General features: G+C 34.2%; 17 protein-coding genes. 9 read left to right on the top strand and 8 right to left on the bottom strand.

Translation table 11 applies throughout. The features are described from left to right. The first annotated feature begins 124 nt into the window (after window positions 1-124). The 5 genes from rpsG (at window position 125) to QZ659_RS14900 (ending at window position 6,776) form a co-directional block, all read left to right on the top strand. Window positions 125-607: a 30S ribosomal protein S7 gene (rpsG, locus tag QZ659_RS14920; RefSeq protein ID WP_291726845.1), complete on the top strand. Its 483-nt coding sequence runs from the start codon at window positions 125-127 to the stop codon at window positions 605-607. Between the two features lie 278 nt (window positions 608-885). Next, a complete protein-coding gene (fusA, locus tag QZ659_RS14915) occupies window positions 886-3,036 on the top strand; it encodes an elongation factor G (protein ID WP_291726843.1) in 2,151 nt (716 codons plus the stop codon). Window positions 3,037-3,181: 145 nt separating this feature from the next. After that, on the top strand, window positions 3,182-3,487 hold the full coding sequence (gene rpsJ / locus QZ659_RS14910) for a 30S ribosomal protein S10 (protein WP_291726841.1): 306 nt from the start codon (window positions 3,182-3,184) through the stop codon (window positions 3,485-3,487). Between the two features lie 92 nt (window positions 3,488-3,579). Further along, window positions 3,580-4,077 (top strand): hypothetical protein, encoded by a 498-nt coding sequence (locus tag QZ659_RS14905; RefSeq protein WP_291726839.1) that lies wholly within the window; start codon window positions 3,580-3,582, stop codon window positions 4,075-4,077. A 110-nt stretch (window positions 4,078-4,187) separates the two neighbouring features. Further along, on the top strand, window positions 4,188-6,776 hold the full coding sequence (locus QZ659_RS14900) for a TonB-dependent receptor (protein WP_291726837.1): 2,589 nt from the start codon (window positions 4,188-4,190) through the stop codon (window positions 6,774-6,776). Window positions 6,777-6,968: 192 nt separating this feature from the next. On the opposite strand, the gene QZ659_RS14895 is transcribed toward QZ659_RS14900, so the two are convergent. Next, window positions 6,969-7,208 (bottom strand): hypothetical protein, encoded by a 240-nt coding sequence (locus QZ659_RS14895; RefSeq protein WP_291726836.1) that lies wholly within the window; start codon window positions 7,206-7,208, stop codon window positions 6,969-6,971. A gap of 139 nt (window positions 7,209-7,347) precedes the next feature. Then, complete coding sequence (locus tag QZ659_RS14890) at window positions 7,348-7,797, bottom strand: hypothetical protein (protein WP_291726835.1); 450 nt, start codon at window positions 7,795-7,797, stop codon at window positions 7,348-7,350. A 177-nt stretch (window positions 7,798-7,974) separates the two neighbouring features. Here QZ659_RS14890 and QZ659_RS14885 point away from each other — a divergent pair, with 177 nt between their 5' ends. Both QZ659_RS14885 and QZ659_RS14880 read left to right on the top strand, forming a co-directional pair. Continuing rightward, window positions 7,975-10,911: a CHAT domain-containing tetratricopeptide repeat protein gene (locus tag QZ659_RS14885; protein WP_291726833.1), complete on the top strand. Its 2,937-nt coding sequence runs from the start codon at window positions 7,975-7,977 to the stop codon at window positions 10,909-10,911. Window positions 10,912-11,017: 106 nt separating this feature from the next. Then, complete coding sequence (locus QZ659_RS14880) at window positions 11,018-13,255, top strand: tetratricopeptide repeat protein (RefSeq protein WP_291726831.1); 2,238 nt, start codon at window positions 11,018-11,020, stop codon at window positions 13,253-13,255. Between the two features lie 206 nt (window positions 13,256-13,461). Here the strand turns inward: QZ659_RS14880 and QZ659_RS14875 are convergent, their stop codons facing one another. The 6 genes from QZ659_RS14875 to QZ659_RS14850 form a co-directional block, all read right to left on the bottom strand. Continuing rightward, complete coding sequence (locus QZ659_RS14875) at window positions 13,462-13,848, bottom strand: helix-turn-helix domain-containing protein (protein ID WP_291726829.1); 387 nt, start codon at window positions 13,846-13,848, stop codon at window positions 13,462-13,464. Beyond that, window positions 13,814-15,601, bottom strand: coding sequence for a DNA helicase RecQ (recQ, locus tag QZ659_RS14870; protein ID WP_291726826.1), 1,788 nt, complete (start codon window positions 15,599-15,601; stop codon window positions 13,814-13,816). The genes QZ659_RS14875 and recQ overlap by 35 nt, the downstream gene beginning before the upstream one ends. 380 nt (window positions 15,602-15,981) lie before the next feature. Next, a complete protein-coding gene (locus tag QZ659_RS14865) occupies window positions 15,982-18,435 on the bottom strand; it encodes a tetratricopeptide repeat protein (protein ID WP_291726823.1) in 2,454 nt (817 codons plus the stop codon). 52 nt (window positions 18,436-18,487) lie between these two features. Next, window positions 18,488-19,297: a universal stress protein gene (locus QZ659_RS14860; protein WP_291726819.1), complete on the bottom strand. Its 810-nt coding sequence runs from the start codon at window positions 19,295-19,297 to the stop codon at window positions 18,488-18,490. A gap of 55 nt (window positions 19,298-19,352) precedes the next feature. Next, entirely contained in the window at window positions 19,353-19,661 is a 309-nt protein-coding gene (locus QZ659_RS14855; protein WP_291726817.1) for a hypothetical protein, read from the bottom strand. 26 nt (window positions 19,662-19,687) lie between these two features. Then, entirely contained in the window at window positions 19,688-20,791 is a 1,104-nt protein-coding gene (locus QZ659_RS14850; protein WP_291726814.1) for a methyltransferase domain-containing protein, read from the bottom strand. Window positions 20,792-20,952: 161 nt separating this feature from the next. On the opposite strand from QZ659_RS14850, the gene QZ659_RS14845 reads away from it, so the two are divergent. Beyond that, the gene (locus QZ659_RS14845; RefSeq protein ID WP_291726811.1) at window positions 20,953-22,809 is read left to right on the top strand and encodes an LptF/LptG family permease; all 1,857 of its coding nucleotides are present in this window, start codon (window positions 20,953-20,955) and stop codon (window positions 22,807-22,809) included. A gap of 233 nt (window positions 22,810-23,042) precedes the next feature. Continuing rightward, window positions 23,043-24,281 (top strand): Glu/Leu/Phe/Val dehydrogenase dimerization domain-containing protein, encoded by a 1,239-nt coding sequence (locus tag QZ659_RS14840; RefSeq protein WP_291726807.1) that lies wholly within the window; start codon window positions 23,043-23,045, stop codon window positions 24,279-24,281. Window positions 24,282-24,433: the final 152 nt, after the last annotated feature.

The following is a 24,433-nucleotide window of genomic DNA, read 5'->3' as shown; positions in this document are numbered from 1 at the left end:
TTATCATTAATCACTTATCATTTATAATTAATTTTCTTGATTGTTTCCTTTTTAAATTACTTTTTTAAAGAATTATTAGAAAGATTTTGATTCAAAATCTTTTTAAAAAACCTTGAGATAACTCATGAGAAAGCATAAACCAAAAAAGCGAGATATTCTTCCTGATCCAAAATTTGGTGATGTAGTAGTAACTAAGTTTGTAAATAACTTAATGTACTCTGGTAAGAAAAGTCTTGCTTACGAAATTTTCTACGGCGCACTAGACCGTATCGAAGAAAAAATGAAAAAAGACGATCCTTCTGTAAATGGATTAGAGATTTTCAAAAAAGCATTGGCTAATGTAACTCCAGGTGTGGAGGTAAAAAGCCGTCGTGTAGGTGGAGCTACGTTCCAAGTACCTACAGAAGTTCGTCCAGAGCGTAAAATGTCTTTGGGTATGAAATGGCTTATCAATTTCTCTCGTCGTCGTAACGAGCGCAACATGACTGACCGTTTGGCTGCTGAATTTATGGCTGCTGCAAAAGGTGAAGGTGCTGCTGTTAAGCGTAAAGACGATACACACCGTATGGCAGAGGCGAACAAAGCGTTCTCTCACTTCCGTTTCTAATAAATGGAATTAATGCCATTAAAAAATAGTTAAAGAATACAGAATGTAATGATTTGGTCAGACGATAGTTTCTCTAAGTCATTACATTTTGTTTATCTAATCATAAAAATTTCTTAACTATTTGTTAATCAGCTATATCAGTTTAAAAAAATAAGGAAATTTGAAATAAATTTTGTACTTTTGTGCAACTTAACGAAAAAGTCTTATTTATTCTCACTTGATATAGCGACTACTATACAACTAGAAGTTTTCTTTATCTCATTCATACATTAGTTACAATGTCTAAAAAAGACCTAAAATTCCGCCGAAATATAGGCATCATGGCTCACATTGATGCTGGAAAAACAACCACTACAGAGCGCATTCTCTACTATACAGGTATCAGTCACAAAATTGGTGAGGTACATGATGGAGCTGCGACTATGGACTGGATGGAGCAAGAGCAAGAACGTGGTATTACTATCACTTCGGCAGCTACAACAACTAGCTGGAAATACCCTACTGACGATAAGAGTATGGATATTGCTGGCAAAACAAACGAATATCAAATCAATATCATCGATACTCCCGGTCACGTTGATTTTACCGTAGAGGTAGAGCGTTCGCTTAGAGTATTGGATGGTTCAGTTGCTCTTTTCTGTGCAGTTTCTGGGGTTGAGCCTCAATCTGAAACTGTTTGGAGACAAGCAGATAAATATGGTGTTCCTCGTATTTGTTTTGTAAACAAAATGGATAGAGCAGGAGCAGACTTTTTCAGTGCAGTAAAAGATATCAAAGCTACTTTAGGTGCAAATGCAGTTCCTATGCAAATTCCTATCGGCTCTGAAGAAAACTTCAAAGGCGTAGTAGATTTGATTGAGAAGCGTGCTATCGTATGGGACGATGCTACTCAAGGTATGTCATTCAACACGATTGATATTCCAGCAGAATTGATGGACGAAGTAGAAGAGTATCGCAACAATCTTTTAGAAGAAGTTGCTGTAATGGATGAAGATTTGTTCATGAAATATGACGAAGATCCAGACTCTATCACTCCAGACGAAATCCGTGTAGCTGTTCGTAAGGCAGTTATGTCAATGACTATCTTCCCAGTTTTCTGTGGTAGTGCATTTAAAAACAAAGGTGTACAGGCTGTTTTGGATGCTGCATGTGCTTATCTTCCTTCTCCACTTGATTTGCCACCAGTAAAAGGTACAAATCCTGACACAGGAAAAGAAGAAGTACGTAACCCGAATGAAGATGAGCCTTTTACAGCACTTGCATTTAAGATTGCTACTGACCCATTTGTAGGTCGTCTTTGCTTTATGCGTGTGTATGCTGGTGCATTGGATTCAGGTTCTTATATCTTGAACAACCGTACTGGTAAGAAAGAGCGTATTTCTCGTTTGATGCAAATGCACTCTAACAAACAAAATCCTATTGAAAGAGTAGGTGCTGGTGATATTTGTGCAGGTGTTGGTTTTAAAGAAATCAAAACGGGTGATACACTTACATCAGAGAAAAACCCATTAGTTTTGGAAGAACTTACGTTCCCAGAGCCAGTAATCGGATATGCGATTGAGCCTAAAAAGCAAGCAGACCAAGACAAACTTGCTTTGGCTATTACTAAACTCGTAGAAGAAGACCCTACACTTCGTGTAAATACAGACGAAGAAACTGGTCAGACTATTATCCGTGGTATGGGAGAGCTTCACCTTGAAATTATCATGGACAGAATGAAGCGTGAGTTTAAAGTAGAAGTAAACCAAGGTGCGCCACAGGTAGCTTACAAAGAAGCATTCACTAACAGTGTTGAACACCGTGAGGTATATAAGAAGCAGTCTGGTGGTAAAGGTAAATTTGCTGATGTTCAGTTTGAAATCGGACCAGCAGAAGATCCAGAAAACCAAAAAGAAGGCGTTCTTGAGTTTGTAGATGAGATTAAAGGTGGTGTAATTCCTAAGGAATTTGTACCTGCAATCAAGAAAGGATTTGAAGAAGCTATGAAAAATGGTGTACTTGCAGGCTTCCCAGTTGTGGGTATGCGTGTACGTGTATTCTTTGGTTCTTTCCACAGTGTCGATTCAGATGCTATTTCGTTTGAAATGGCTGCTAAAATGGGTTACAAAGAAGCTGGTAAGAAAGCAGGAGCAAAAATTCTTGAGCCAATTATGGATGTAGAAGTTGTTTGTCCTGAAGAATTTACAGGTTCTGTAATCGGTGACTTGAACCGTCGTCGTGGTATGCCTAAAGGTCAGCAAATGAAAGGTACAGGCGTTGTAATCAAAGCAGACGTTCCATTGTCAGAATTGTTTGGTTATGTTACTTCACTTCGTACTATCACATCTGGTCGTGGTGCTGCTTCACTTACATTCTCTCACTACTCAGAAGTGCCGAACAACATCGCAGAACAAGTAATTGCAGAAACTAAAGGTATGAAAACTGCCTAAGTTTTGAATTACTCTATATAAATTCAAATATTTAGTAGAGATTTGGTTTATACCCTAGGGGTTTTTGAAACCCTTAGGGTATGAATAATGAAAAATCAAGAGATTTTTATACAAGTCTTTCAAAACAATCTAACTCCCTACAAGGATGTCTCAAAAAATTAGAATCAAACTTAAATCTTACGACCATAACTTGGTTGATAAGTCGGCTGAAAAAATCGTTAAGGCTGTAAAAAATACTGGAGCAGTGGTTAGTGGTCCTATTCCATTGCCAACAAAGAAAGAGAAGTTTACTGTACTTCGTTCTCCTCACGTAAACAAGAAATCTCGTGAGCAGTTCCAACTTTGTACGTATAAGCGTCTTATCGATATTCACTCAAGCAGCCCTAAAACAGTAGATGCTTTGATGAAATTAGAGCTTGCATCAGGTGTTGATGTAGAAATCAAAGTCTAGTTTTTGTACTACATAGATTTTATAAAAAGCATTTTCTTACTAAATTTAGTGAGGAAATGCTTTTTTGTTGTATAATAAATTATTTTGTAGCTATGAAAATATGTATCTACTTATTTTTGATGGTGTTACTTTTTACTAATTGCCATTCAAAATCTCCTACCACTTTAAAAAGCTCAGAAATTGAGCAAAAAGAGGAGAGGATAAAAGTTTTATCTAAGCAAGTTAAAATATACTCTGAAATCTTAGATGCAGAGTATAGCTTGTTTAATGTAAACGGATTTGAAAGTAGTTTCTCATTTGGCGTAGGAGCATCTTCTTGGCACTACAAAATAGCCATCGAAGTAGAAAAAAAAGATGTAGATAAGTGGCTCAAAGGAATGTATGAAGCAGAAAATCCGAATGCAAAAGATTCGGTTTGGATAAATGATATGTTGAGCAACTTAGATAGTGCAAGAAAACAAAAGTGGGAGCGTATTATCAAAACTTCTACTCCAAAAAGATTTACCATGTCTGCTACCAACGGACGTAGTAAAGTAGCGATAATTTATTTTGATGAGGGAATAATCTTTCAAAGAATTATTCAAGATTGATAGTATATTTATTTAGAATAGTTCTAAAAAATGATATTTATCATTTTTATTTATGCCCTCTCTGCCGTATTTTTGCAGAAAATAAGATTGTCTATAATTAGTCTAAATAAATGAACTCTTCTTTTCCATCTTTGTATTGTTTATACAAAATTCTTTTTATCAGTTGTTGTTTTACTTTCTTTACAACTACTGGAATAGCTCAAAACCTTGAGAGTAATTACTTAGCACAGGCAAAAGTCGAAACGCAAATCAGAATTAATGGAAGTGTTCTTACAGAGACAAAAGAACCTTTATTTGGAGCAACCATCGTAATCAAAGAATTAAATAAATATGCTCAAAGCGATGAAAATGGAAAGTTTTCTTTAGAATTTCTACAGCCCAACTCCCTTCCAACCACTTATACTTTAGTTGCTTATCTGTATGGCTTCAATACAGTTTCAAAAACAATAGATATACACAACAATTCTACAATAAACGTAAATTTTGAACTGGAAGATTTACAAGATTCATTGCAAACTGTTGTTGTAGAAGGAAATTTGGAAGCAAGCAATTCTAATTTAATGGCTCGCTTGAATACTGTGGATGGAATGGGAATTTATGAGTCGAAAAAAAGTGAAGTTATTTTATTGGAAAACACAACAGCCAATTTAGCAGCCAATACTTCAAGACAAATTTATGCAAAAGTAGCAGGACTAAATGTATGGGAAAGTGATGGAGCAGGCATTCAATTAGGAATTGGAGCAAGAGGGCTTTCACCCAACCGAACAGCTAATTTTAATACTCGTCAAAATGGTTACGATATTTCAGCAGATGCACTTGGCTATCCAGAAAGTTATTACACACCACCTGTGGAAGCTGTTGAGAGAATCGAACTTGTGCGTGGTGCTGCTTCATTGCAGTACGGAACTCAGTTTGGGGGAATGCTAAATTTTGTCATGAAAGATGCACCAAAAGACGATAGCTTCGAAATTAATTTGCGTCAGACCGTTGGTTCGTATGGTTTTTCAAGTAGCTTTATAGATATTGGTGGACACTTGGGAAAAGCTCAAAATCAGAATGGTAACTCCAAACTAAGCTATTACGGATTTTATCAATACAAACGTGGCGATGGATGGAGAGAAAATTCTGGCTTTGATGTACATACAGGATATGGAAAACTTACTTTTAGACCAAACTCTAAAATCAATATTTCAGTAGAATATACGGGTATGAATTACTTAGCTCAGCAAGCAGGAGGCTTAACTGATGTGATGTTCGAACAAAATGCTCGCCAGTCTATCAGAGATAGAAACTGGTTTGCTGTAAATTGGAACTTGGGAGCAGTAGTCTTTGATTATAAAATTTCAGAAAAGACAAAGCTCAATAGCCGTACTTTTGGATTGTATGCAGGTAGAAAAGCCATTGGAAACTTAGATAAAATAAATGTAGTTGATTTCGGACAAAATAGAACGCTTATTGATGGAGGTTTCAATAATTTTGGCAACGAAACTCGTCTTTTGCATCGTTATTCTATCAATTTCTTAGGTTCAAAACTCAAAAAACAAACTCACGCTTTCGTTACAGGTTTCAGATACTACAACGGATTTACAACGCAACGACAAGGAGATGCAGATGCAACTGACGAACCTAATTTTACTTTCCTCAATTCTGAAAATTTAGAAAATTCATCTTACGAGTTTCCTAATCAGAATGCTTCATTTTTCATAGAAAATGTTTTTAATCTTTCTGATAAATGGAGTATTACCCCTGGAATTAGAGCAGAATATATCAACACAAAAGCCGATGGATTTTACAAAGAAAGAGTATTTGATTTTGCAGGAAACATAATTTCAGAGACTAAAAATGAAGAAAATTTAGAACGCCCAAGAAGTTTTATTTTGGGAGGAATTGGCATTAGCTACAAGCCTATTTTTAGTGATAAGAATGAGATGGAGATTTATGCAAACTTCTCTCAAAACTACCGTTCGGTTACTTTCAGCGATTTACGTATTCAAAATCCGAACTTAGTTATTAGTCCAGATATAAAAGATGAGAGTGGATATAATGCTGACTTAGGCTTTAGAGGAAAAATAAATACGCTTTTGCAGTTTGATTTGAGTCTTTTCTATCTGAATTATAACGACAGAATCAGTCAAGTAGAACGTGCTGGAGTTGCTCCCACTTACACACCTTTTCGTTTTAGAGGAAATATAGCACAGGCAAGAATATATGGCTTAGAATCTTTGATAGAATTTAATGTAGGAAAGTTAGGCAATAACTGGATAGAAAATATTTTACCTAAATCTTATTTGGGGCTTTATCTGAATACTTCTATTTTGAATAGTCGTTATCTAAAATCGGAAGAGACAGCCATTTTAAACAAGCAAGTAGAGCTAGTTCCACCCATTACACTTCGCACAGGATTACAGTTTGGCTATAAAGATTTCAAATTATCTTACCAATATTCTTACACTAAAGAGCATTTTACAGATGCTACCAATGTTGTCAGAAGTGCTACGGCTGTTAGTGGAATTATTCCATCGTATTATGTGATGGACATATCAGCGAGTTATGCTTACAAATGGTTACAAATAGAAGGAAGTATAAACAACCTCACTAACAATACCTACTTTACTAGACGTGCAGATGGTTACCCCGGTCCAGGTATTATTCCTGCCGATGGCAGAGCTTTCTTTCTTACGGTAGGAGCTAGGTTTTAATTTAATAGATTAATGTGCACTTGGGACTATATTTATTGATTATCAATACGTTATAGTGTGTTTTTATATAGCAGTACTGACCTTAATTAAGCAAGGTCAGTCTCGTTAGAGAAGACCAAAAATTATATCTAATCTGTTTTAAATAAATAAAAATCTTATTTCTAATCTAAGTTCTCACTAGATTATTATTTCCTACAAAACTACAATATCCAACTCTACTCCCTCATTCAATAAAGGTGGGAAATAATGGTTCATTCTTCCTACATGAGTATCAATATCATATTCACCTCTAAGATTACTTTTATTGACTCTTAGCACTACTTTTTTTTCATCTGATGTATCTATTTCTATTGCTAGACCAAATAATTTTTCAAACTGTTGTGAATAAGAGGTAATGGTTGCGTAGGCTTCTTGATTTTTAAATTGCTTCATTTATTTCTTGATTAGATATAAATTAGATTAAACACTTTCTTCAACATTCAGAATAAAAAAATGTTAGCTTTCTGGCATAAAAAATCACAAACCAAAATAGATTTGATTTGTGATTTTGAAAATCTATCTTGTTGAATTTCTATCTAAACGATACATTCTTTTTGTTTTCTGTAGAATAATAAATTGCAACAGATTCTCCTACTTTCAAATTGTCGTACTGATTTTTGGTAAGTTCCATACTTGTTGAAGTGAGGTCGTCAGTTCTTCCGAGTTCTTTTCCTGTATTTTTCACACCTTCTCCAATATCTTCCAACACATCTTCCAAGTTTTCATTTCTACCATTCGTGTTTTTCTCTGAATCAGGAACTTCTGGAGATGCAAAATAATACAAAACAGCAAAATATTTCATACTTCCACCCACATCTTGTGTGTATTTGTTGGTAATACGAGCCTCTACTGGCACTTTCTCATCTGTTATGTCTGTTCCTTGTGAAACTGTTTTCTTAGCACAAGAAGAGAAGAAAAAAGCAAATGAAAGAAGGAAGGCAAATAAAAAAGAGGTTTTTCCAAATTTTCTTGAAGTTATCATTTTTCTAAAAATTGAGTTGAAAAAAATTAAGATTAAAAAATTAGATTTTTAAAAATCTACATAAATACAACAGCTTCACAATAAGGAATGTTTAGCAAAAACAAATTATTGTTTTAATTTACGTAAATTATGTAAACTTTCTTTCATTATTACTTCTCAAACAACTTAATTATGAAAATGCAATTTCTATCTTACTTATTTTTGTTTATCGTTTTTAGTTTTGCATTCCTTTTTTCTCCTAACCTGCATGCTCAAAGTTGGCTAGATAAAATTAAGAAAAAGGCAGAGGAAAAATCACAAGAAATTCAAGAAAAAATTATAGAAGTAACAGAAGAAAAGACGAAAGATAAAGCTGAAGAAGCATCAGAGGAAGAATTTACAGAACTTCGAACTTCTTACGATACAGCTACTTTTGGTTATGCGATTGCTTTTATTGACAATACAGATTTGTATGAAGAAAAACAAAAAGGACAAAAGTTAAAAAGGTTTTTTATACGTTTTTCTGATGAACTAGGAACAACTGATGAAACCCAAAAAGACCCACTCAAAAAAGCAAAAGATTATTATGATTTAGGTGAGATAGCTTATTCTTCACATTTTTATAAAAGGGCAGAACAAAGTTTTTTAAAATCAGAAGAAGAGTTTGAACGCTTGAACCAAACCTCACACCCACTTTATTCCAAACTTATCAATAACTTAGGTTTGTTGTATTACTCTACCAAAAAACTTTCAGAAGCAGAAATCTACATTCAAAAGGCATTAGAGATAAGTAAAAATAAAAAGAATGAGAATTATACGGCTGCCCTTAACAATCAAGCCATGATTTGGAAAGATAAAGGGTTTTATACAGAATCTGAAAAACAATTTGCCCAACTCAAAGAGCTACAAATAAAAAACGACCAAGCACTGACTATCTCTCATGCCATTGTGTTGAATAATCAAGCCATTTTATTTCAAGAATTGGGAAGATACCGAGAAGCTGAAACCTGTCTTTCACAAGCTATGGAAACGGCTGCCTTAACCTTGAAAGGAACATCAAATACCTATCAACGTTTTTTGATTAATCAAGCTCTTTTGTATCAACAAATGAAACGTTATCAAGAAGCAGAGCAGCTTTTTTTACAGAGTATTGAACTAAAAGAAAGTAGATTTGGTACACGAAATCATCCAGACTTGGCACACATGCTAACAGGTTTGGCAGCTCTCTATATAGAAATGGAAAAAACAGAAAAAACGGAAGATTTGCTCTTAGAAGCAGAAAGAATATATGAAAAAAAACTAGGAACAAACAATCTTTCCTATGCAACAGCTAGTGATTATTTAGGGCAATTCTATAAAAATCAGAATCGATTAGAGGAAGCTGAAAAACAACTCAAAAAAGCCTTAAAAATCAGACAAAATCAGTTAGGCAACAATCATATCAAAACCATCGAAACACAAGAACACCTTGCCTTACTTTATTGGAAAAAAGGTAATATTGAGGAAAGTAAAGAGTTATTTGAAGACGTAATTTCTCATAATTATGAGTTTATAAAAAACTACTTCCCTGCCATGAGTGAAGTAGAAAAGGAACGCTACTGGGACAAAATACACCCTGTATTTTTACGATTTTATTGCTTTGTAAGTGATACTGAAAGAAAACAACCCAATAAATATCCTGATTTGATTGTTCAGATGCATAATGCTCACTTGGCTACAAAAGCTATATTACTAAACACCACCAATCGTATCAAAGAAAGTGTTTTGAAGAGTAATAATTGGAAATTGAAAAATGACTATAAAAAGTGGATTAAGAATAGAGAGGAACTCATCGAACTGTACTCTTATACACCAGAAGAGCTTAAAGAACAAGGTATTGACAGAGAAAAGCTAGAAAAAGAAACAAATCAAATTGAAAAAAAACTATCTGAAAGTCTGCCAGAACTTTTTGATGATAAAGATTTAAAGACCTATCAAGACATCAAAAATGCACTACCTCAAAATACAGCCTTTGTAGATATTATTTCCTTTCCTAACTATGAGAATGATAAACTGATAGGAAATCAATATATAGCTCTTGTAGGAACACCTACTTCGGATGCGCCTAAACTCATTCATTTGAAAAATGGTAAAGAGTTGGATAAGGGTGATTTTTATTATTATTGCAATACTGTCCGTTTGACTATAGAAAACGAAGAAAGTTTTGTAGCTTATTGGAAGCCTATTTACGATATACTAGAGGAAATAAAACAAAAGCAAGAAAATGAAAAAATATTTGTTTCATTGGATGGAATCTATAATCAAATTAATATCAATACACTACGACTTGATGATGGCTCGTATGTCATTGACCATCAAAATCTCGTTTTTTTGAATAACCTAAAAGATTTGACAAAAAATAAAAAAACAACTATTAGAAATAATCAAATCGTTTTGGTAGGATTTCCGAATTATGGAAATACAGGAAAAATCACGCCCCTTCCTGGTACAAAAGAGGAGATAGAAAATATTCAAAAGCTATTGAGAGGATATAATCAATACCCAAAAGTTATTTTGGGAAATGCAGCAGATGAAAAAACAATAAAATCTATTAAAAGTCCTCGTATTTTACACATTGCTACTCATGGATTTTTTTTAGCAGACGATGCAATGTCTAACAGTGATAACTCTCGTGCTTTTGGTTTACAGGCAAACTTGGTGCGACAAAACCCACTTTTGCGTTCTGGACTAATGTTTACTAATGCAGAATCTGCTTTAGAGACCAAAACTTCTAAAGAGAAATCGGAGAGTAACAACGGCATCTTGACAGCCTATGAAGCTAGAGGGTTAAATTTAGAAGGAACAGAACTTGTCGTTTTGAGTGCTTGTGAAACAGGTTTGGGCGATGTAAAGGCTGGTGAAGGTGTGTACGGACTTCAAAGAGCCTTCCAACTAGCAGGAGCAAAATCAACCATTATGAGCTTATGGCAAGTAAGCGACGAGGCAACAGCCAAACTCATGACGTATTTTTATCAGCATCTAGCTCAAAATGATAATGTAAATGAAGCCTTTCAAAAAGCACAAACCAAGCTCAAGGAAGAGTATCCAGACCCTTATTTTTGGGGAGCATTTATGCTTTTACAGACGGAGAAGTAAGAAAATATACAATTGATTATCAAGTGATTAACTATCTGTTAAACATAATAATAAAACATAAGCTGAAAGCCAACGTAAAAATAAGAATCTACTTAAACAAGCCTATATGAAACGATATGAAATAATTATTATTTCTTTATTTGTATTTTCTGTTGTTCTCCAATTTTTTGAAGTGAATGAAAGTTCCTTATCTTCATTTTTGATACTGACAAACACTATATTAGCACTCTCTTACTTTATTGGAGGATATTTGTTGCTGAACAATCAAGAGAAAACAAACACAACTTTTTCTGTGCTTGGAGGTTTTGCTTTCGGAATAGCTCTATTTGCTTTCTGGACTAGAATAATAGTTACACAAAGTACTATTATTTATTATTTTCCTTTAGCAAATGTCTTGTTCTTTACAGTCTTACTAACCTATTTATTTCTCAATAGAAGTGATACTGATTTTGTCAAGTCAAACAAACCCATTCTTATTCGTTCCTTTGCCATTCTTATTATTACTTGTTTTTTCTTTTACATTCCCATAGAATATGCACCCTACAACAATTTAATACGTGCAATGAATGTAAGCAGACCTGCATTACAGCATAATTTGAATATGGCAAAATATCACGAAAAGGCAAAAATAGCGTTAGATGCAGAAAACTATGAAAAAGCTGTTGAGTACTCACAGAAATCAGAAATAGAAGGTAGAAAAGGCTTTAAACTACCCGATAAACCTCTACTCTTGGAAAATGGAGAAGTCAATACAACTTTTCTAAAAACCTTAGATTTGAAAAACATGACTGGTATTTACCTTCGTTTATACGTCGTTTATACTCGTTTGGCACATTATCAATTGGAAAATAATGAAGAAAATCAAGCCTTTCAAAATTATAAAATAGCTCATCAAATATTGAATATTTATAATCTAAATGAAGGACAATGGGAGCAACAAAATATTATTTCTTTCGCTAATATGGGAAAAGCATTGAGTTATCTAAACCAATTTGAACAAGCCAATCAATATTTTAATCAAGTTATTTCACTCATCGATACATTAGAGAATATAGAGGACGTAAAAAAGATGACAGCCTATGAAATAATAGCAGAATCATTGTACAAACAAGGCTTTCATGAAGAATCTAACTTCTATTATTTAGCTTCCATAAAACTTAAAAAAGATTCATTGAATGTAGATACAAGGACAAGTCTTGCTGAATGTTATATGAAAATTGGACGAAATTATGCTCAACTATCAAAAACAGATGAAGCTCTTGATGCCTACAAAAAAGTTTTTTACTATGAAGACGACCCAACACAAGACACTTATGTTACTACTTCTGTCTTTTATGGAAGTTTGCATTTTCAGCGTAATCAATTTCAAAAAGCAGATTCTATAATTTCCGAATCTATAAAAATGTATGAGGCAATAGGAGAAAAAGGTTTAGTAAATATTGGAACATGTAAAAACTTACTTGCAAAAATAAATATTCAGTTGGGAAACTATGAGATAGCAGAAAAATACATAACCGAAGCTATTAAAATTAGTAAAGAGACAAATACGAATTATATTGGCTCTTTATCCACTTATGCTAGTTTAAACTACATTTTGAGTAATTATAAAATAGCAGAAAAGCAATATGAAGAAGTCTTTAGATTGAGTAAAGCTCAAGACGAGAATAGTTACAGAACGCTTCAACTGATGATTCAGTTAGCAAATACAAAGGTAATGCTTTCCAAATTGGAAGAAGCTGAAAGATATGCTCTTTTGGCTAATGAAAAAGTAACTGCTTCAAATGGGGGAATGTCTCTTGATACCGACAACTTAGGAAATGAACTAGCTTATCTAAACTATTTGGTAGGTAATTATACTTTATCAAGAGAATTTTATCAAGTCGTAATCAGAATAGACCAAAAATATCAAACTACAAATGACTTAACAACAGGAGTTGCACTCAATGGCTTAGGACTTTTAGAAATGTACAACAAGAATTATGATTCAGCAGATATTTTGTTTAATGATGCTTTTCAGATTCATAAAGCTATTTTCAACACCTCAAATTCTTCATTAGCAACACTACATTCTAATAGAGCAAACCTTTATATTTTGATGAAAGACTACCAAAAAGTAGAGCAACATCTTAAAATTGCTACAAAAATGAATGAAGAATTATTTGATAAAAATCATATCAATTTTGCAAACCTTGCAACTACGTATGGTGATTTGGAAGAAGCGAGAGGAAACACAGAAAAAGCTATTGAGTATTATCAAAAAGCACTTGAAATCTACTTGAAAAAGTTTGATAAAGAACATTTTAAAGTGCTATTTGCCGAAGAGAGACTCAACTCTATCCTATGAGTCCTTAATAACAAAGCAATATGTTTTTCTACTTTTGTTCAAAACCAAGCTCAAGGAAGAGTATCCAAACCCTTATTTTTGGGGAGCGTTTATGCTATTGCAGACAGAGAAATAGTAATACGATTATACTTTAAACCCAAAAACGACACTAGAATATACTTTCTTGCAAATCAAATGGTTATGATTTAATATTTTGTCAAAATTAGTTACTCGTTTTCCTTACGATATGCCACAGCAGCACGCAGCTTGACATAACTCATTTTTTCATCCAAAAATTCATAAACAAATTTCATTCGGAATGTTTCATCTTTTGGAATGCGTTTTCTTACTGTTTTGATGGCTTTTTCGATAGTGTCTATTTCATCTAAGGTTACAAACTCTAGCCAATCTATCTTAAAACCTTCTTGACTGGCTTTATACAGATGACCTAAGGCTGTACCTTCTGTAATGTCTCGTTCTTTAGCTATTTGAGCTAATGATTTACTTTCATTGGTAAACATTTCATAGGTTACTTGGTGTGAACTTGTCATTTTGGCTTTACTTGCCAAATCTTGACTCTTAACATAATTGGTAATTGTATCTAACTTGTCCATATTCTCTTAGTTTTTGGTCGCCTACACCAGAAACTTGTCGCATTTGGAAAAGATGAGTAGGAGCTTTATCAACCATATCTTTCAGCGTAGCATCTCCAAAAACCATATAAGGTGGAATCCCCTTCGAATCTGCAATTTGTTTTCTAAGCTGACGTAACTCTTCAAAAAGTCCATCCTGCAAAATACGTTTCTGACTTTTTGGCTTTTCGTACTCTTTTTGTTGTTCTTTTTTAGATTTGTATTCAAACTGTACTAAATCTACTTTCTTCTTTTGAAACAAAACAGCTTTGGCAGCCTCTGTGAGTTTGAGTATGTTGCCTTGGTCGTAAGCAATTTCTATCAGTCCCATATTGAGAAATTGTAACAAATGCTGTTGCCACATTCCAGCAGAAATATCTGCACCTACGCCATAGGTTTTGATTTTGTCGTAACCTTTTTCTAAAATCTCTTGGCGTTTCGAACCTCTCAAAACATCAATCAGCATGGTAAAACCTACTCTTTCATCAAGTCGCATCATTGCAGAAAAGGCTTTTTGAGCAATGATAGTTCCGTCGAAATGTTTAGGAGGGTTTTTACAGACATCACAGTTTCCACAGTTTTTTTCTAAGGTTTCTCCAAAATAACTCAACAAAATTTTTCTTCTACAAATCTGTGCATCTGCATACTGCTGCATTCGGTCTAGCTTGGCAAGTTGTAATTCTTTTTGTCCACTTTCTTCTGCAAAACTTTTCAGAATTGCCAAATCTTGAAAGCTATAAAAAAGCATAGTATCACTTTTTAATCCATCACGTCCTGCTCTTCCAATTTCTTGATAATACCCTTCAATATTTTTAGGAATATTGTAGTGCATTACCCAACGCACATTAGGCTTATCTATGCCCATTCCGAAGGCGATAGTTGCACAAACAATAGGCGTTCGGTCAGTAATAAAATCGTCTTGTACTCGGCTGCGTTCGTGGTTGGAAAGTCCTGCGTGGTAAAAATCAGCTTTAATACCTGCTTTTTGTAGCCTTGCAGCTATATTTTCTGTATTTTTTCGACTAAGTGCATAAATAATTCCCGATTGGTTGGGTCTTCTCAAAATATAATTGACTATCGTATTCATTCGCTGATAGGCTGGCAACACATTGAGCGAAAGATTCGGACGATTGAAGGAAGCTACAAATTCTGTCGGATTTTCAAGCCCAAGTTGGCTAATAATATCTCGTCTCGTGATTTTGTCTGCTGTTGCTGTAAGAGCAATCATCGGAACAAAAGGAAAACGGTCTTTGAGCGTTTTGAGTTGTGTATATTCTGGACGAAAATCGTGTCCCCACTGTGAGATACAATGCGCTTCATCCACAGCAAAAAGTGAAACAGGAAGCGATTTTAAAAAATATAAGAACGACTCACCCACTAATTTCTCTGGAGAAACATACAAAAGTTTGATACTTCCTCTTGTTACTTCTGCCTCAATTTCACGCTGCTCATCCATATCTTGAGAAGAATTGAGGAAAGCTGCCGAAATTCCATTGGCTTGAAGGGCATTTACTTGGTCTTTCATCAGCGCAATCAAGGGCGAAATAACAATACAAATTCCCTCTAGCGTAACGGCTGGAATCTGATAACAGATAGATTTTCCTCCACCTGTGGGCATCAGAACAAGCGTGTCGTTTTTGGCATAGACAGATGAAATAATATCTTCTTGTAAAGGACGGAAAGACGAATAACCAAAATATTTTTGAAGAGCGTGGCGAGCTTTATCTAAATTCATTTAAAAATGCTTTGCTATGAAATTGATACGTTTTTTTATCGCACTAAGATAAGTCTTTTTTATAAAAAGATGATATTTTTTGCAATATGCTACCTTTTTTAGTTATTCACTTTCTGATAAGCGAAGGTAAATTTTTCTAAGCCTCTTGAACGAAGAAATAGAAATCAGCAGGGGAACTAGAATCAAAAAGGATTGCACAAGAAAGAGAAAAGATGCAATATGATTATCTCTTATCCATATTTTAAGACTGTCTAACGTATCAAATTTATCAATAAGCAAATATAAAAAGCAGAACGAAACTAAAAAACAACCCACAGTAACTATAAACAACAGAAAAACCTCCAAAAATAAAAATATGTCTTTCATTCTTTCTAATTTGTTTAGCTTATTTTGAAGCCCATCACAAGAATATCATCTATTTGTTCCTCATTTTTCATCCAGTCCATTATTATTTCATCTAACATCTTGTGTTGTTCTTCCATTGGTTCTTGATGGATTTCTTGAAGCAACTCTCTCATGCGTTTTATCATAAATTTTCGTCCCTCTATTCCACCAAACTGGTCTTGATAGCCATCTGAAAAAATATAAAAAGTAGTTGGAGCATTTGCTTCATTCAAATCTAACGTATGTGTAGTAAATGAATCTGCTTCATAAAAATCTTTTCCTCCAATCGGTTTTTTATTACCTTTTATGGTTTTGATTTTTCCCTCTTGAATATAAAGAAGTGGATTTTTTGCCCCTGCAAACTCTAGTATATTCTTATTTTTATCATAGACACAAAGAGCCATATCCATTCCATCACGGTTTTCGGTTTCTCTTTGTTTGAGTGTACTTTGTACGGCTCTGTGGAGTTGGTTTAAAATTTCGTGTGGCGTTGTAATCCCTCTAATATTTACGATTTCATTGAGCAAATCATTTCCAATCAGTGACATAAAAGCCCCTGGAACTCCGTGTCCTGTACAGTCAATAGCAGTCAGCACTACTCTGTCATCCTTTTCGGTTGTCCAATAAAAATCTCCACTCACAATATCACGAGGCTTAAATAAAATAAAACCCTTTGCATTTTCTCCAAGTGGAGTAAATACTTGTATGGGAGGTTCTAAAATGGCTTCTTGAATACGTTGAGCATAACGCACACTGTCCGTAACTTTTGTATAAAGTTCGTTTACCTCCTCACTTTTATGAGCAATGGCATCACGCTGCATCTGAATTTCTTCAGTTTGCTGTTCTAACTCTACATTTTTAGATTCAATTTGGTCTTTTTGCTGTGCGAGTTCTTTATTTTTCTTTTTTGAATTGATAAAGGCAAAACCAATAACTAGAAAAATGAGCAAACTCAAAATGCCTACAATAGCAAATATTTGTCGTTGTGCTTCTGCTTCTGCTTCTTTTAGATTGGCTTCTGCTTGGGCTTGGGCTTGTTGTTTTTCGGCTTCTGCTCGCTCTCTAGCCAGAGTTTGTTTGTCTAAGGCTGCCTGCTGTTCTAGTTTTTCTACTTCTCTTTGTCTATTTAGTTCTTTCTGTTGAAGTTCTTTTACCTCTTGCTTGGCTTTTTCTGCATTGAGTTGTTGTTGGGCAATTAAAAGTTCTTGCTTAGTACGCTGTTTTTCTAAGGCATCTCTTTCCAACCTTTCAGCTTGAAGTTCCTGTTTTTGTTGAAGAAGGGCAAGTTCTTGATTTTGCTTTTCTAAGGTTAGTTCTTGTTCTTTAAGCTGTGCTGTTTTGAGTTCTTCATCTACCAAATAAAGTTGTAATTCTTTTTCTGTTCGCTCTATCAGAAACTGCTGTTGTAAGAGTTCCTGTTGTTTCAAACGTTCTTCTAAAAGCAAAGAATCACGAATATTCAAATGTTTTTCATAGGATTTTAGTGCATCTTCATAATTATTATTGGCTTGATTGATTTGAGAGGCTGTAAGATAAATATCTTGTTCTATTTCTCTTTGATTATACTTTTGAGCATATTCTAAAGCAAGTTGATTATACTCTCTAGCATTATGATAATCTCCTAACTGATAATAAATAGCTGCTGTAATGTTGTAAAGACGAGAAAGCTCTTGAAATCGCTTTTTGTCTTCTACAATTTTCGTTGCCTCTTTCAAAAATCGTAATGCATTGTCGTATTGTGCTAAATTTTGATAAACAATCGCTGTGTTGGTCAGAGTAATTGGGTCTTCCTCTAATCCCAATTTTTTCTCTATTTTTCTAGCTTGCTCAAAATTTTTGAGAGCTTTGGTATAGTTCCCTAAAAATTTATGAACATAGCCAATGTTGTTTAGTGTGGCAGCCACAGCAGAAGAGTCTCCAATTTGCCTATCAACTTCCAGTACTTCCTTATTTGCTTCTAAAGCTGTCTGATAATCTTTATTTGCTTGATAAGCCGTAATGAGCTGACGCAGAGCCTGAATAGTGGCGTAAGGCTTGTTCTGTGGTTTATAAATTTGTTTTGCATTTTGGTAGGCTGCAACGGCTTGCTCATAATCTCTTTGAGCTAAATAAGATTCTCCCAAACGCATAGAAACAGCAGCTTGTGAAGAAGAATTGGCATCAATTACCTCTTGAGACTTTGTAAAATATTCAATGGCTTTATCGTGGAGTCCTCCATTCTGATAAATGACTCCTATTTCTGTATAGACTTGAAAGAGAGCTTTTTTGTCTTTTTGTTTTTCTAATTTATTGACTGCTTGTAAATAATAACGTAGCGCACTTGCCAGTTTTTCCTCACTTTGCTCATAGCGTGCTGCTTTAAGTAGTTCATCTACATTTTGAGTGGTTTGCCCAAAAACAGAAAAACTAATTCCGAAAGCCAATAAGAAAAATAAATAATAACGAAACATTTTTTATTAAACTATAAATTGTCAAAGACAAGTCTTTAATCTACACTAATAACTACAATTTCACAATCATAACAGGCACTTTACTCTGAAAACTCATTCCTTGAGAAACGCTTCTATGAAAAAGCCCTTCAAAAAAGGAACGTTCTTTTGTTAGCATTACCAACAACTGGGCTGGTTTTATATCTAAAAAATTACTAATACCTTCTTGAATACTTTTATTATAAATAACTTCAAAGCTCATTTTGTCTTTTGAAATAGAAGTATATGTTTCTTGTAAGGGCTTCAACTGATAATCTATAAAATTCCTTTCTTTTTCATTGGCAGAAACATGCAAACAAGTAAGATGCGCCCCCAACACTTCACAGAAAAGAAGTAAAGAGTCTATAATATCAGCGTCTTCTTCATCTAAAGATAGCGCAAAAACGACATGTTCTATATTTTTTTGTATTTCAATTTCAGAAGGTACAATCAAGATAGAGGAAAGCGTTTGCTCTAAAGTTTGAGAAATAAGGCGTTCGAAGGGAATTCCTTCCCATTGCGAACGGTCTTTAGCCGACAAAATCAGAATATCAGCATCATGCTTTCTTATGATATTGAGAATATTCTCTTTTTCTCTTCCTTGTCTGATAGAAGTCTCTATTTTGAGATAATCTTCTGATTGTGTGTAACATTCAAAATCATATTCACTAATGAATACATGAAGTTGATTTTCTAGGTCAGATAATAAATGGATAGGACTGTTTTGAGGATAGGTATGATGTACAATGATTTTCGAACCAAACTCTTTTGCAAGCACCACAGCATATTGCAGAGCCTTTGCAGAAGATAGAGAAAAGTTGGTAGGAACAAGCAGCGTTTTCATAAATTAGTATCAAACTCAAAACAGATAAAGAAACATCAATATATTGATTTTTATTTTATTTTTCCATTAAAATATCTCTAGCACAATCTGTACTTATGGTTTTCATTTTTGAACGAGATTCTTCGTTTTCCATTTCTAAAGGAGCAAATTCTTTTTCAGCCTTTCGAACCACACAATTACAAATTTTAGAAACAGTTAGAGAATCTATTTTTAGTAAAGATTCTTCTTTTCCAATTTCTGCTTTACAGTTAGACAGAAATTCTTCGGTATAGGTTGCGTTCCATTTTCCTTTTTCTCCTAAGCTATTCGTACAAGAAACAAAGGTAGTGGAAACTAAAATACAGATAATAAATACTTTTTCCAATGGATATTTTTTTAAAATAAATACTTTTATATTTTTTCCAAAACAAAGATATGAAGATACAGACCTCCAGCCTCTGTAACGTATTCTTTTGTAATTTTATATTTTTTTATCATAAAAACGACTTCTCTGAAGACAGCTTGTCGCATCGTCAAGACTACTATTTTTCCATTTTTAGATAAAACGTTGCTTGCCGAACTAAGAAACTGGTCATAAAGTCCTCTCATATTGACTTGTTTGCCCGACTGAATGCCAAAAGGAAGATTACAAACAATCTTGTCTATCTTTCCATTTTCCAAGACGTAATCTTGTATAGTTTCATCCAAATGACGAGCATTTAGCTCTCTGACTTCTACAAAATCAAAACCATTGAGAGCCAAATTTTCTTTTGTTCCTTTAATGGCTCTTTCATGCATATCGCCAGCCAAAATTTTTATTTTTTCTCCAAACATACTAGCAGCCTCCAAAACGATAGTTCCTCCTCCACAAGTACAGTCTAGCAAAGAATCTCCTTCTTGCAAACCAGCTAAAGTTAGCAAATGATAGGCTATAGAATGTTTGGTAGCTGCTCTATGATGAAAGTTTCGTTCAATTCTATTGTATTTGCCTTGGCGATGTGAGAGTATATCGTTTGTCAGTTGATAGCCCATAAAAACAAAACTTCCTAAAATATCTACTCTCAAATTATACTCATAATCATCTAAAGAAACAGAAGTTTGGTAACGCAAAATAACTGTATGTCCGATATGTTTTGCCATATCCATAGAAGTAAAATCATGATTTCCATAACGCTCTGCACTAGCACGGAAAGATTTTGCCGTTTCCATTTCTGGCAAATCTATTTTCATTATCTCTGCTTTCAAGTTTTCCAAAGTAGGGTCTTCTAAGTAAAAAGCAGCTTTGAGTTCTATTACAGAGTGAATACTTCGCAAAGAAAGTATTTTTTCAAGAGTGGTATTCTCTTGACTAGGAACAGAAAACGAAACACGATGCGAAAAATTCTCAAACTGCTCAACTTCTGTTGCGTTAGGAATATTTTTTTTGATTTCCTCTATGACTAAATCTTCCAAATTATAATCACAGGTTACTAAATATTTTTTCAATGGACTTTGTTTTTTAGTAGGTTTATTCACAAAAATAGGATAAAGTTTGTTAAGCCTACTTATAAAATTCAAAATATTGGGCTTTTTGGAATGTTAAGGCTATTTATATCTGACTATTCTTGTATTTTTGCTTTGTATATCTAACCGTCGTTGAGGTCAAGACCGTCAACGAGGAAAATTTATCCTAAAATATGTTCAAAAAGATAGATAAACTGGTAGCCCATTCCTTTTTTGGGCTTTTCTTCCTTACTTTTTCAGTAGTATTGTTTATTCTACTGATGGTTTTTATGTCCAAATATTTTGAAGACTTGGTGGGTAAAGGACTTGGAGCAGAAGTATTTGCAGAACTGTTTTTTTATTTCTCCCTTACGCTTGTTCCACAGGCTCTGCCTCTTGCTATTTTGCTTGCTTCGCTGATGGCTTTTGGAAACATGGGAGAACACAACGAACTGACAGCCATAAAAGGATGTGGAATTTCGCTTATCCGAATACTTATGCCAGTCGGACTATTTGCTATTTTTCTGACAGGAGTCGCCTATATTTTTAATGATAGAATTGTTCCAGAAGTAAATTTAAAGGCATATAGACTTTTATATGATGTTCGACAAAAAGAACCTACATTAGACTTCCCAGAAGGCTCATTCTACAACGGATTACCAGGCTGGAGTATCAGAATTGGAGAAAAAGTAAAAGGTACAGATAGCTTAAAAGATTTGATTATCTATGACCACAGAAGCGCAAGAGGAAATACAGATGTCATCATTGCTGATAAAGGTGTGATGAGAAACAAACAAGATGAACAAATACTGGAATTTCGTGTAGAAAATGGAAACCGTTATTCTGAACAAGTTGCCAACGGAGGAAAAAATAAAAATGCCTTTGTAAGAGATAAATTTGAGCAAGCTACCTTTAATTTTGATTTGTCTTTTCTACAGATGAATGAAACATCAGAAGAACTCTTTACACAAAACCGTTATATGATGACGGTAGCACAGCTAAACGCAGAAGCAGACTCATTGTTGATAGATGCTAGAGAAGTAGAAAAAGAAAATGCCAGCCGAGCAAGAAGTTATTTCGACTACACTTTCTTTGTAGATTTTGAAAGGGAAAGATTAGCCCAACGTGCAGCATCTGAAAAAAAACAAGCAGAACTAAAAAAAGCTAAAGCCGATTCAATAAATAAAGTCTTTAATAAAAGTGATTCTGCCATTTTAGCAGAACAAAATCAGAGAGTAAGTTTAGATAGTTCGAATTTCACTACTCAAAGTCAGAAAGATAGTTCTATATCAGTAACAGAAGTAGATTCAGCTAAAATAAGAAAGATAGATTCACTCAAACAAGTAAATGCAGCAGCAATACATAACTCACAGCAGAAAAGTAAAATTTTGCCTTCTTCAAGTGGTAATTTATCAGACAGTATAAGTTCAAGACTTATAAATAATAATGAAAACATAAGTTATACTCCAAATACTGTATCTCGTTCTAACTCCATAGAAGATTTGGACACAATAGATTGGCAAAACCTACCTGATACCATAACAGTAGCTTACCAAAATTTTTCAGAAAAAAGTATTGAGAATGTTATGGATAGAGCTTTAACCAAAGTCAGAAATATGCGTTCTTTTACTCACACTAATGGCGAAAGGGTGGAACGTTTTGAGTACGATTCAAGAAGAGCTTTATTAGAAAAAAACAAACGTTATTCTCTTGCCGTAGCTTGTTTTGTTATGTTTTTGATAGGTGCACCACTAGGAGCAATTATTAAGAAAGGTGGTTTGGGAGTTCCAGTTCTTATTTCTATTGTTTTCTTTATTCTCTTCTATTTCATGACTATTACAGGAGACAAATGGGCGAGAGAGAAGGTAGTTTCCATTTTTATTGGTTCTTGGGCTGCCAACATATTACTTTTTGTATTTGGAATTTTATTTCTTTTACAAGCCAGAGCAGATTCTAGGCTTTTCGAAATAGATGCTTATGTGGTTTTGTTTGGAAAAATAAAACGTCTGTTTGTAAAAGAAAAACCTCAAGAGAAAAAGGAGACTGTATAATTATGTAACTGGAGTTACGCAGATTAGTGTCATGTGACACACAGGACACAGTTTCAAATTTCACAAACCCTGCTCACACAGAGCAGCATGTTGCGTAAGTCCAGTTATGTAAGTCTAGTTTACTAAATTCAGCCAAATTTTTATTTACGTATAGGGTTCTGATTAAAATTCGTATTTTTGAAAATCGTTAAACAAAGACTTTTTTCAATCTAAACAACACACACAAAATTTTTATGAGAGAACTACTAGAAAAATTTGAAAATAAAAATCCAGAAATTGTTTTTGAGTGGCACGATGCAGAAACAGAAGCTGTCGGATGGGTAGTCATCAACTCGCTTCGTGGTGGTGCAGCAGGAGGAGGAACTCGTATGCGTGTCGGACTAGACAAGCGTGAAGTAGAATCACTTGCCAAAACAATGGAAATCAAATTTAGTGTTTCAGGACCTGCTATTGGTGGGGCAAAATCAGGTATTAATTTCGACCCAAAAGACCCACGTAAAGAAGAAGTATTAAACCGTTGGTACAAGGCTGTAGCTCCTCTTTTGAAAAACTATTATGGAACAGGGGGCGATTTGAATGTAGATGAAATCCACGAAGTAATTCCGATTACAGAAGATTGTGGTATTTGGCATCCACAGGAAGGTGTTTTTACTGGACATTTTCAACCTACTGAGCCTCAAAAAATAAACCGTATCGGGCAACTTCGCTATGGTGTAATCAAAGTATTAGAAGATGAAAAATATACGCCTTCACTCAAAAGAAAATATACAGTAGCCGATATGATTACAGGCTATGGTGTAGCTTGTGGCGTTTTTCACTATTACGATATTTGGGGCAAAGGCGAAGCAGATTACAAAGGAAAACGAGCAATTATTCAAGGATGGGGCAATGTAGCGAGTGCAGCAGCATTTTACTTGGCTCAAAGAGGCGTGAAAATAGTTGGTATTTTGGATAAAGAAGGCGCACTTTTGAAAGAAGAAGGTTTTTCTTTTGAAGACATTACACAGCTTTTCTTAGATAAAAATGGAAATCAGCTTAGTGCTACAAATATGCTTTCTTTCGAAGAAGCAGAAGAAAAAATTTGGGATTTGGAGGCAGAAATATTTATTCCAGCAGCAGCTTCAAGATTAGTAACACAATCTCAAATAGAAAGAATGATAAAAACAGGCTTAGAAGTCGTTTCGTGTGGGGCAAATGTTCCTTTTGCTGACCCAGAAATTTTCTTAGGCAAAACATTAGAATATGCAGATAAAAATGTAGCTATTATTCCAGATTTTATTGCCAACTGTGGGATGGCTCGTGTTTTTGCTTACCTCATGAGTACAGATGATGTAGATATGTCAGATGAAGGAATCTTTGAAGATACCTCTACAATTATTAAAAATGCTCTTCAAAAAACACACTCTAAAAATTCTAACAAAACAGGTTTGGTAGAGACTTCTTTTGAAATTGCATTGGAACAATTAGTATAGGGATTGTTATAGGAAATTGAAACCAACTTTATCAAAAACCTTAGTAATTTTTTAGTTGCTAAGGTTTTTTTAGTTTTCTAACTATTTTTTGAACTTGTGGTTTTCTAGCGCAAGATTCCATCCTTATCTTGTCCCATAAAACTTTGAATTTT

It is taken from the genome of Bernardetia sp. (assembly GCF_020630935.1).
Classification (GTDB): Bacteria; Bacteroidota; Bacteroidia; order Cytophagales; family Bernardetiaceae; genus Bernardetia.
The sequence above is the reverse complement of the archived record's forward strand: the minus strand, read 5'-3'. Positions and strand labels throughout refer to the sequence as shown.

Coding starts and splice junctions, on each gene's coding strand:
- rpsG (WP_291726845.1), top strand. CDS start 125: ATGAGAAAGCATAAACCAAAAAAGCGAGATATTCTTCCTGATCCAAAA.
- fusA (WP_291726843.1), top strand. CDS start 886: ATGTCTAAAAAAGACCTAAAATTCCGCCGAAATATAGGCATCATGGCT.
- rpsJ (WP_291726841.1), top strand. CDS start 3,182: ATGTCTCAAAAAATTAGAATCAAACTTAAATCTTACGACCATAACTTG.
- QZ659_RS14905 (WP_291726839.1), top strand. CDS start 3,580: ATGAAAATATGTATCTACTTATTTTTGATGGTGTTACTTTTTACTAAT.
- QZ659_RS14900 (WP_291726837.1), top strand. CDS start 4,188: ATGAACTCTTCTTTTCCATCTTTGTATTGTTTATACAAAATTCTTTTT.
- QZ659_RS14895 (WP_291726836.1), bottom strand. CDS start 7,208: ATGAAGCAATTTAAAAATCAAGAAGCCTACGCAACCATTACCTCTTAT.
- QZ659_RS14890 (WP_291726835.1), bottom strand. CDS start 7,797: ATGATAACTTCAAGAAAATTTGGAAAAACCTCTTTTTTATTTGCCTTC.
- QZ659_RS14885 (WP_291726833.1), top strand. CDS start 7,975: ATGCAATTTCTATCTTACTTATTTTTGTTTATCGTTTTTAGTTTTGCA.
- QZ659_RS14880 (WP_291726831.1), top strand. CDS start 11,018: ATGAAACGATATGAAATAATTATTATTTCTTTATTTGTATTTTCTGTT.
- QZ659_RS14875 (WP_291726829.1), bottom strand. CDS start 13,848: ATGGACAAGTTAGATACAATTACCAATTATGTTAAGAGTCAAGATTTG.
- recQ (WP_291726826.1), bottom strand. CDS start 15,601: ATGAATTTAGATAAAGCTCGCCACGCTCTTCAAAAATATTTTGGTTAT.
- QZ659_RS14865 (WP_291726823.1), bottom strand. CDS start 18,435: ATGTTTCGTTATTATTTATTTTTCTTATTGGCTTTCGGAATTAGTTTT.
- QZ659_RS14860 (WP_291726819.1), bottom strand. CDS start 19,297: ATGAAAACGCTGCTTGTTCCTACCAACTTTTCTCTATCTTCTGCAAAG.
- QZ659_RS14845 (WP_291726811.1), top strand. CDS start 20,953: ATGTTCAAAAAGATAGATAAACTGGTAGCCCATTCCTTTTTTGGGCTT.
- QZ659_RS14840 (WP_291726807.1), top strand. CDS start 23,043: ATGAGAGAACTACTAGAAAAATTTGAAAATAAAAATCCAGAAATTGTT.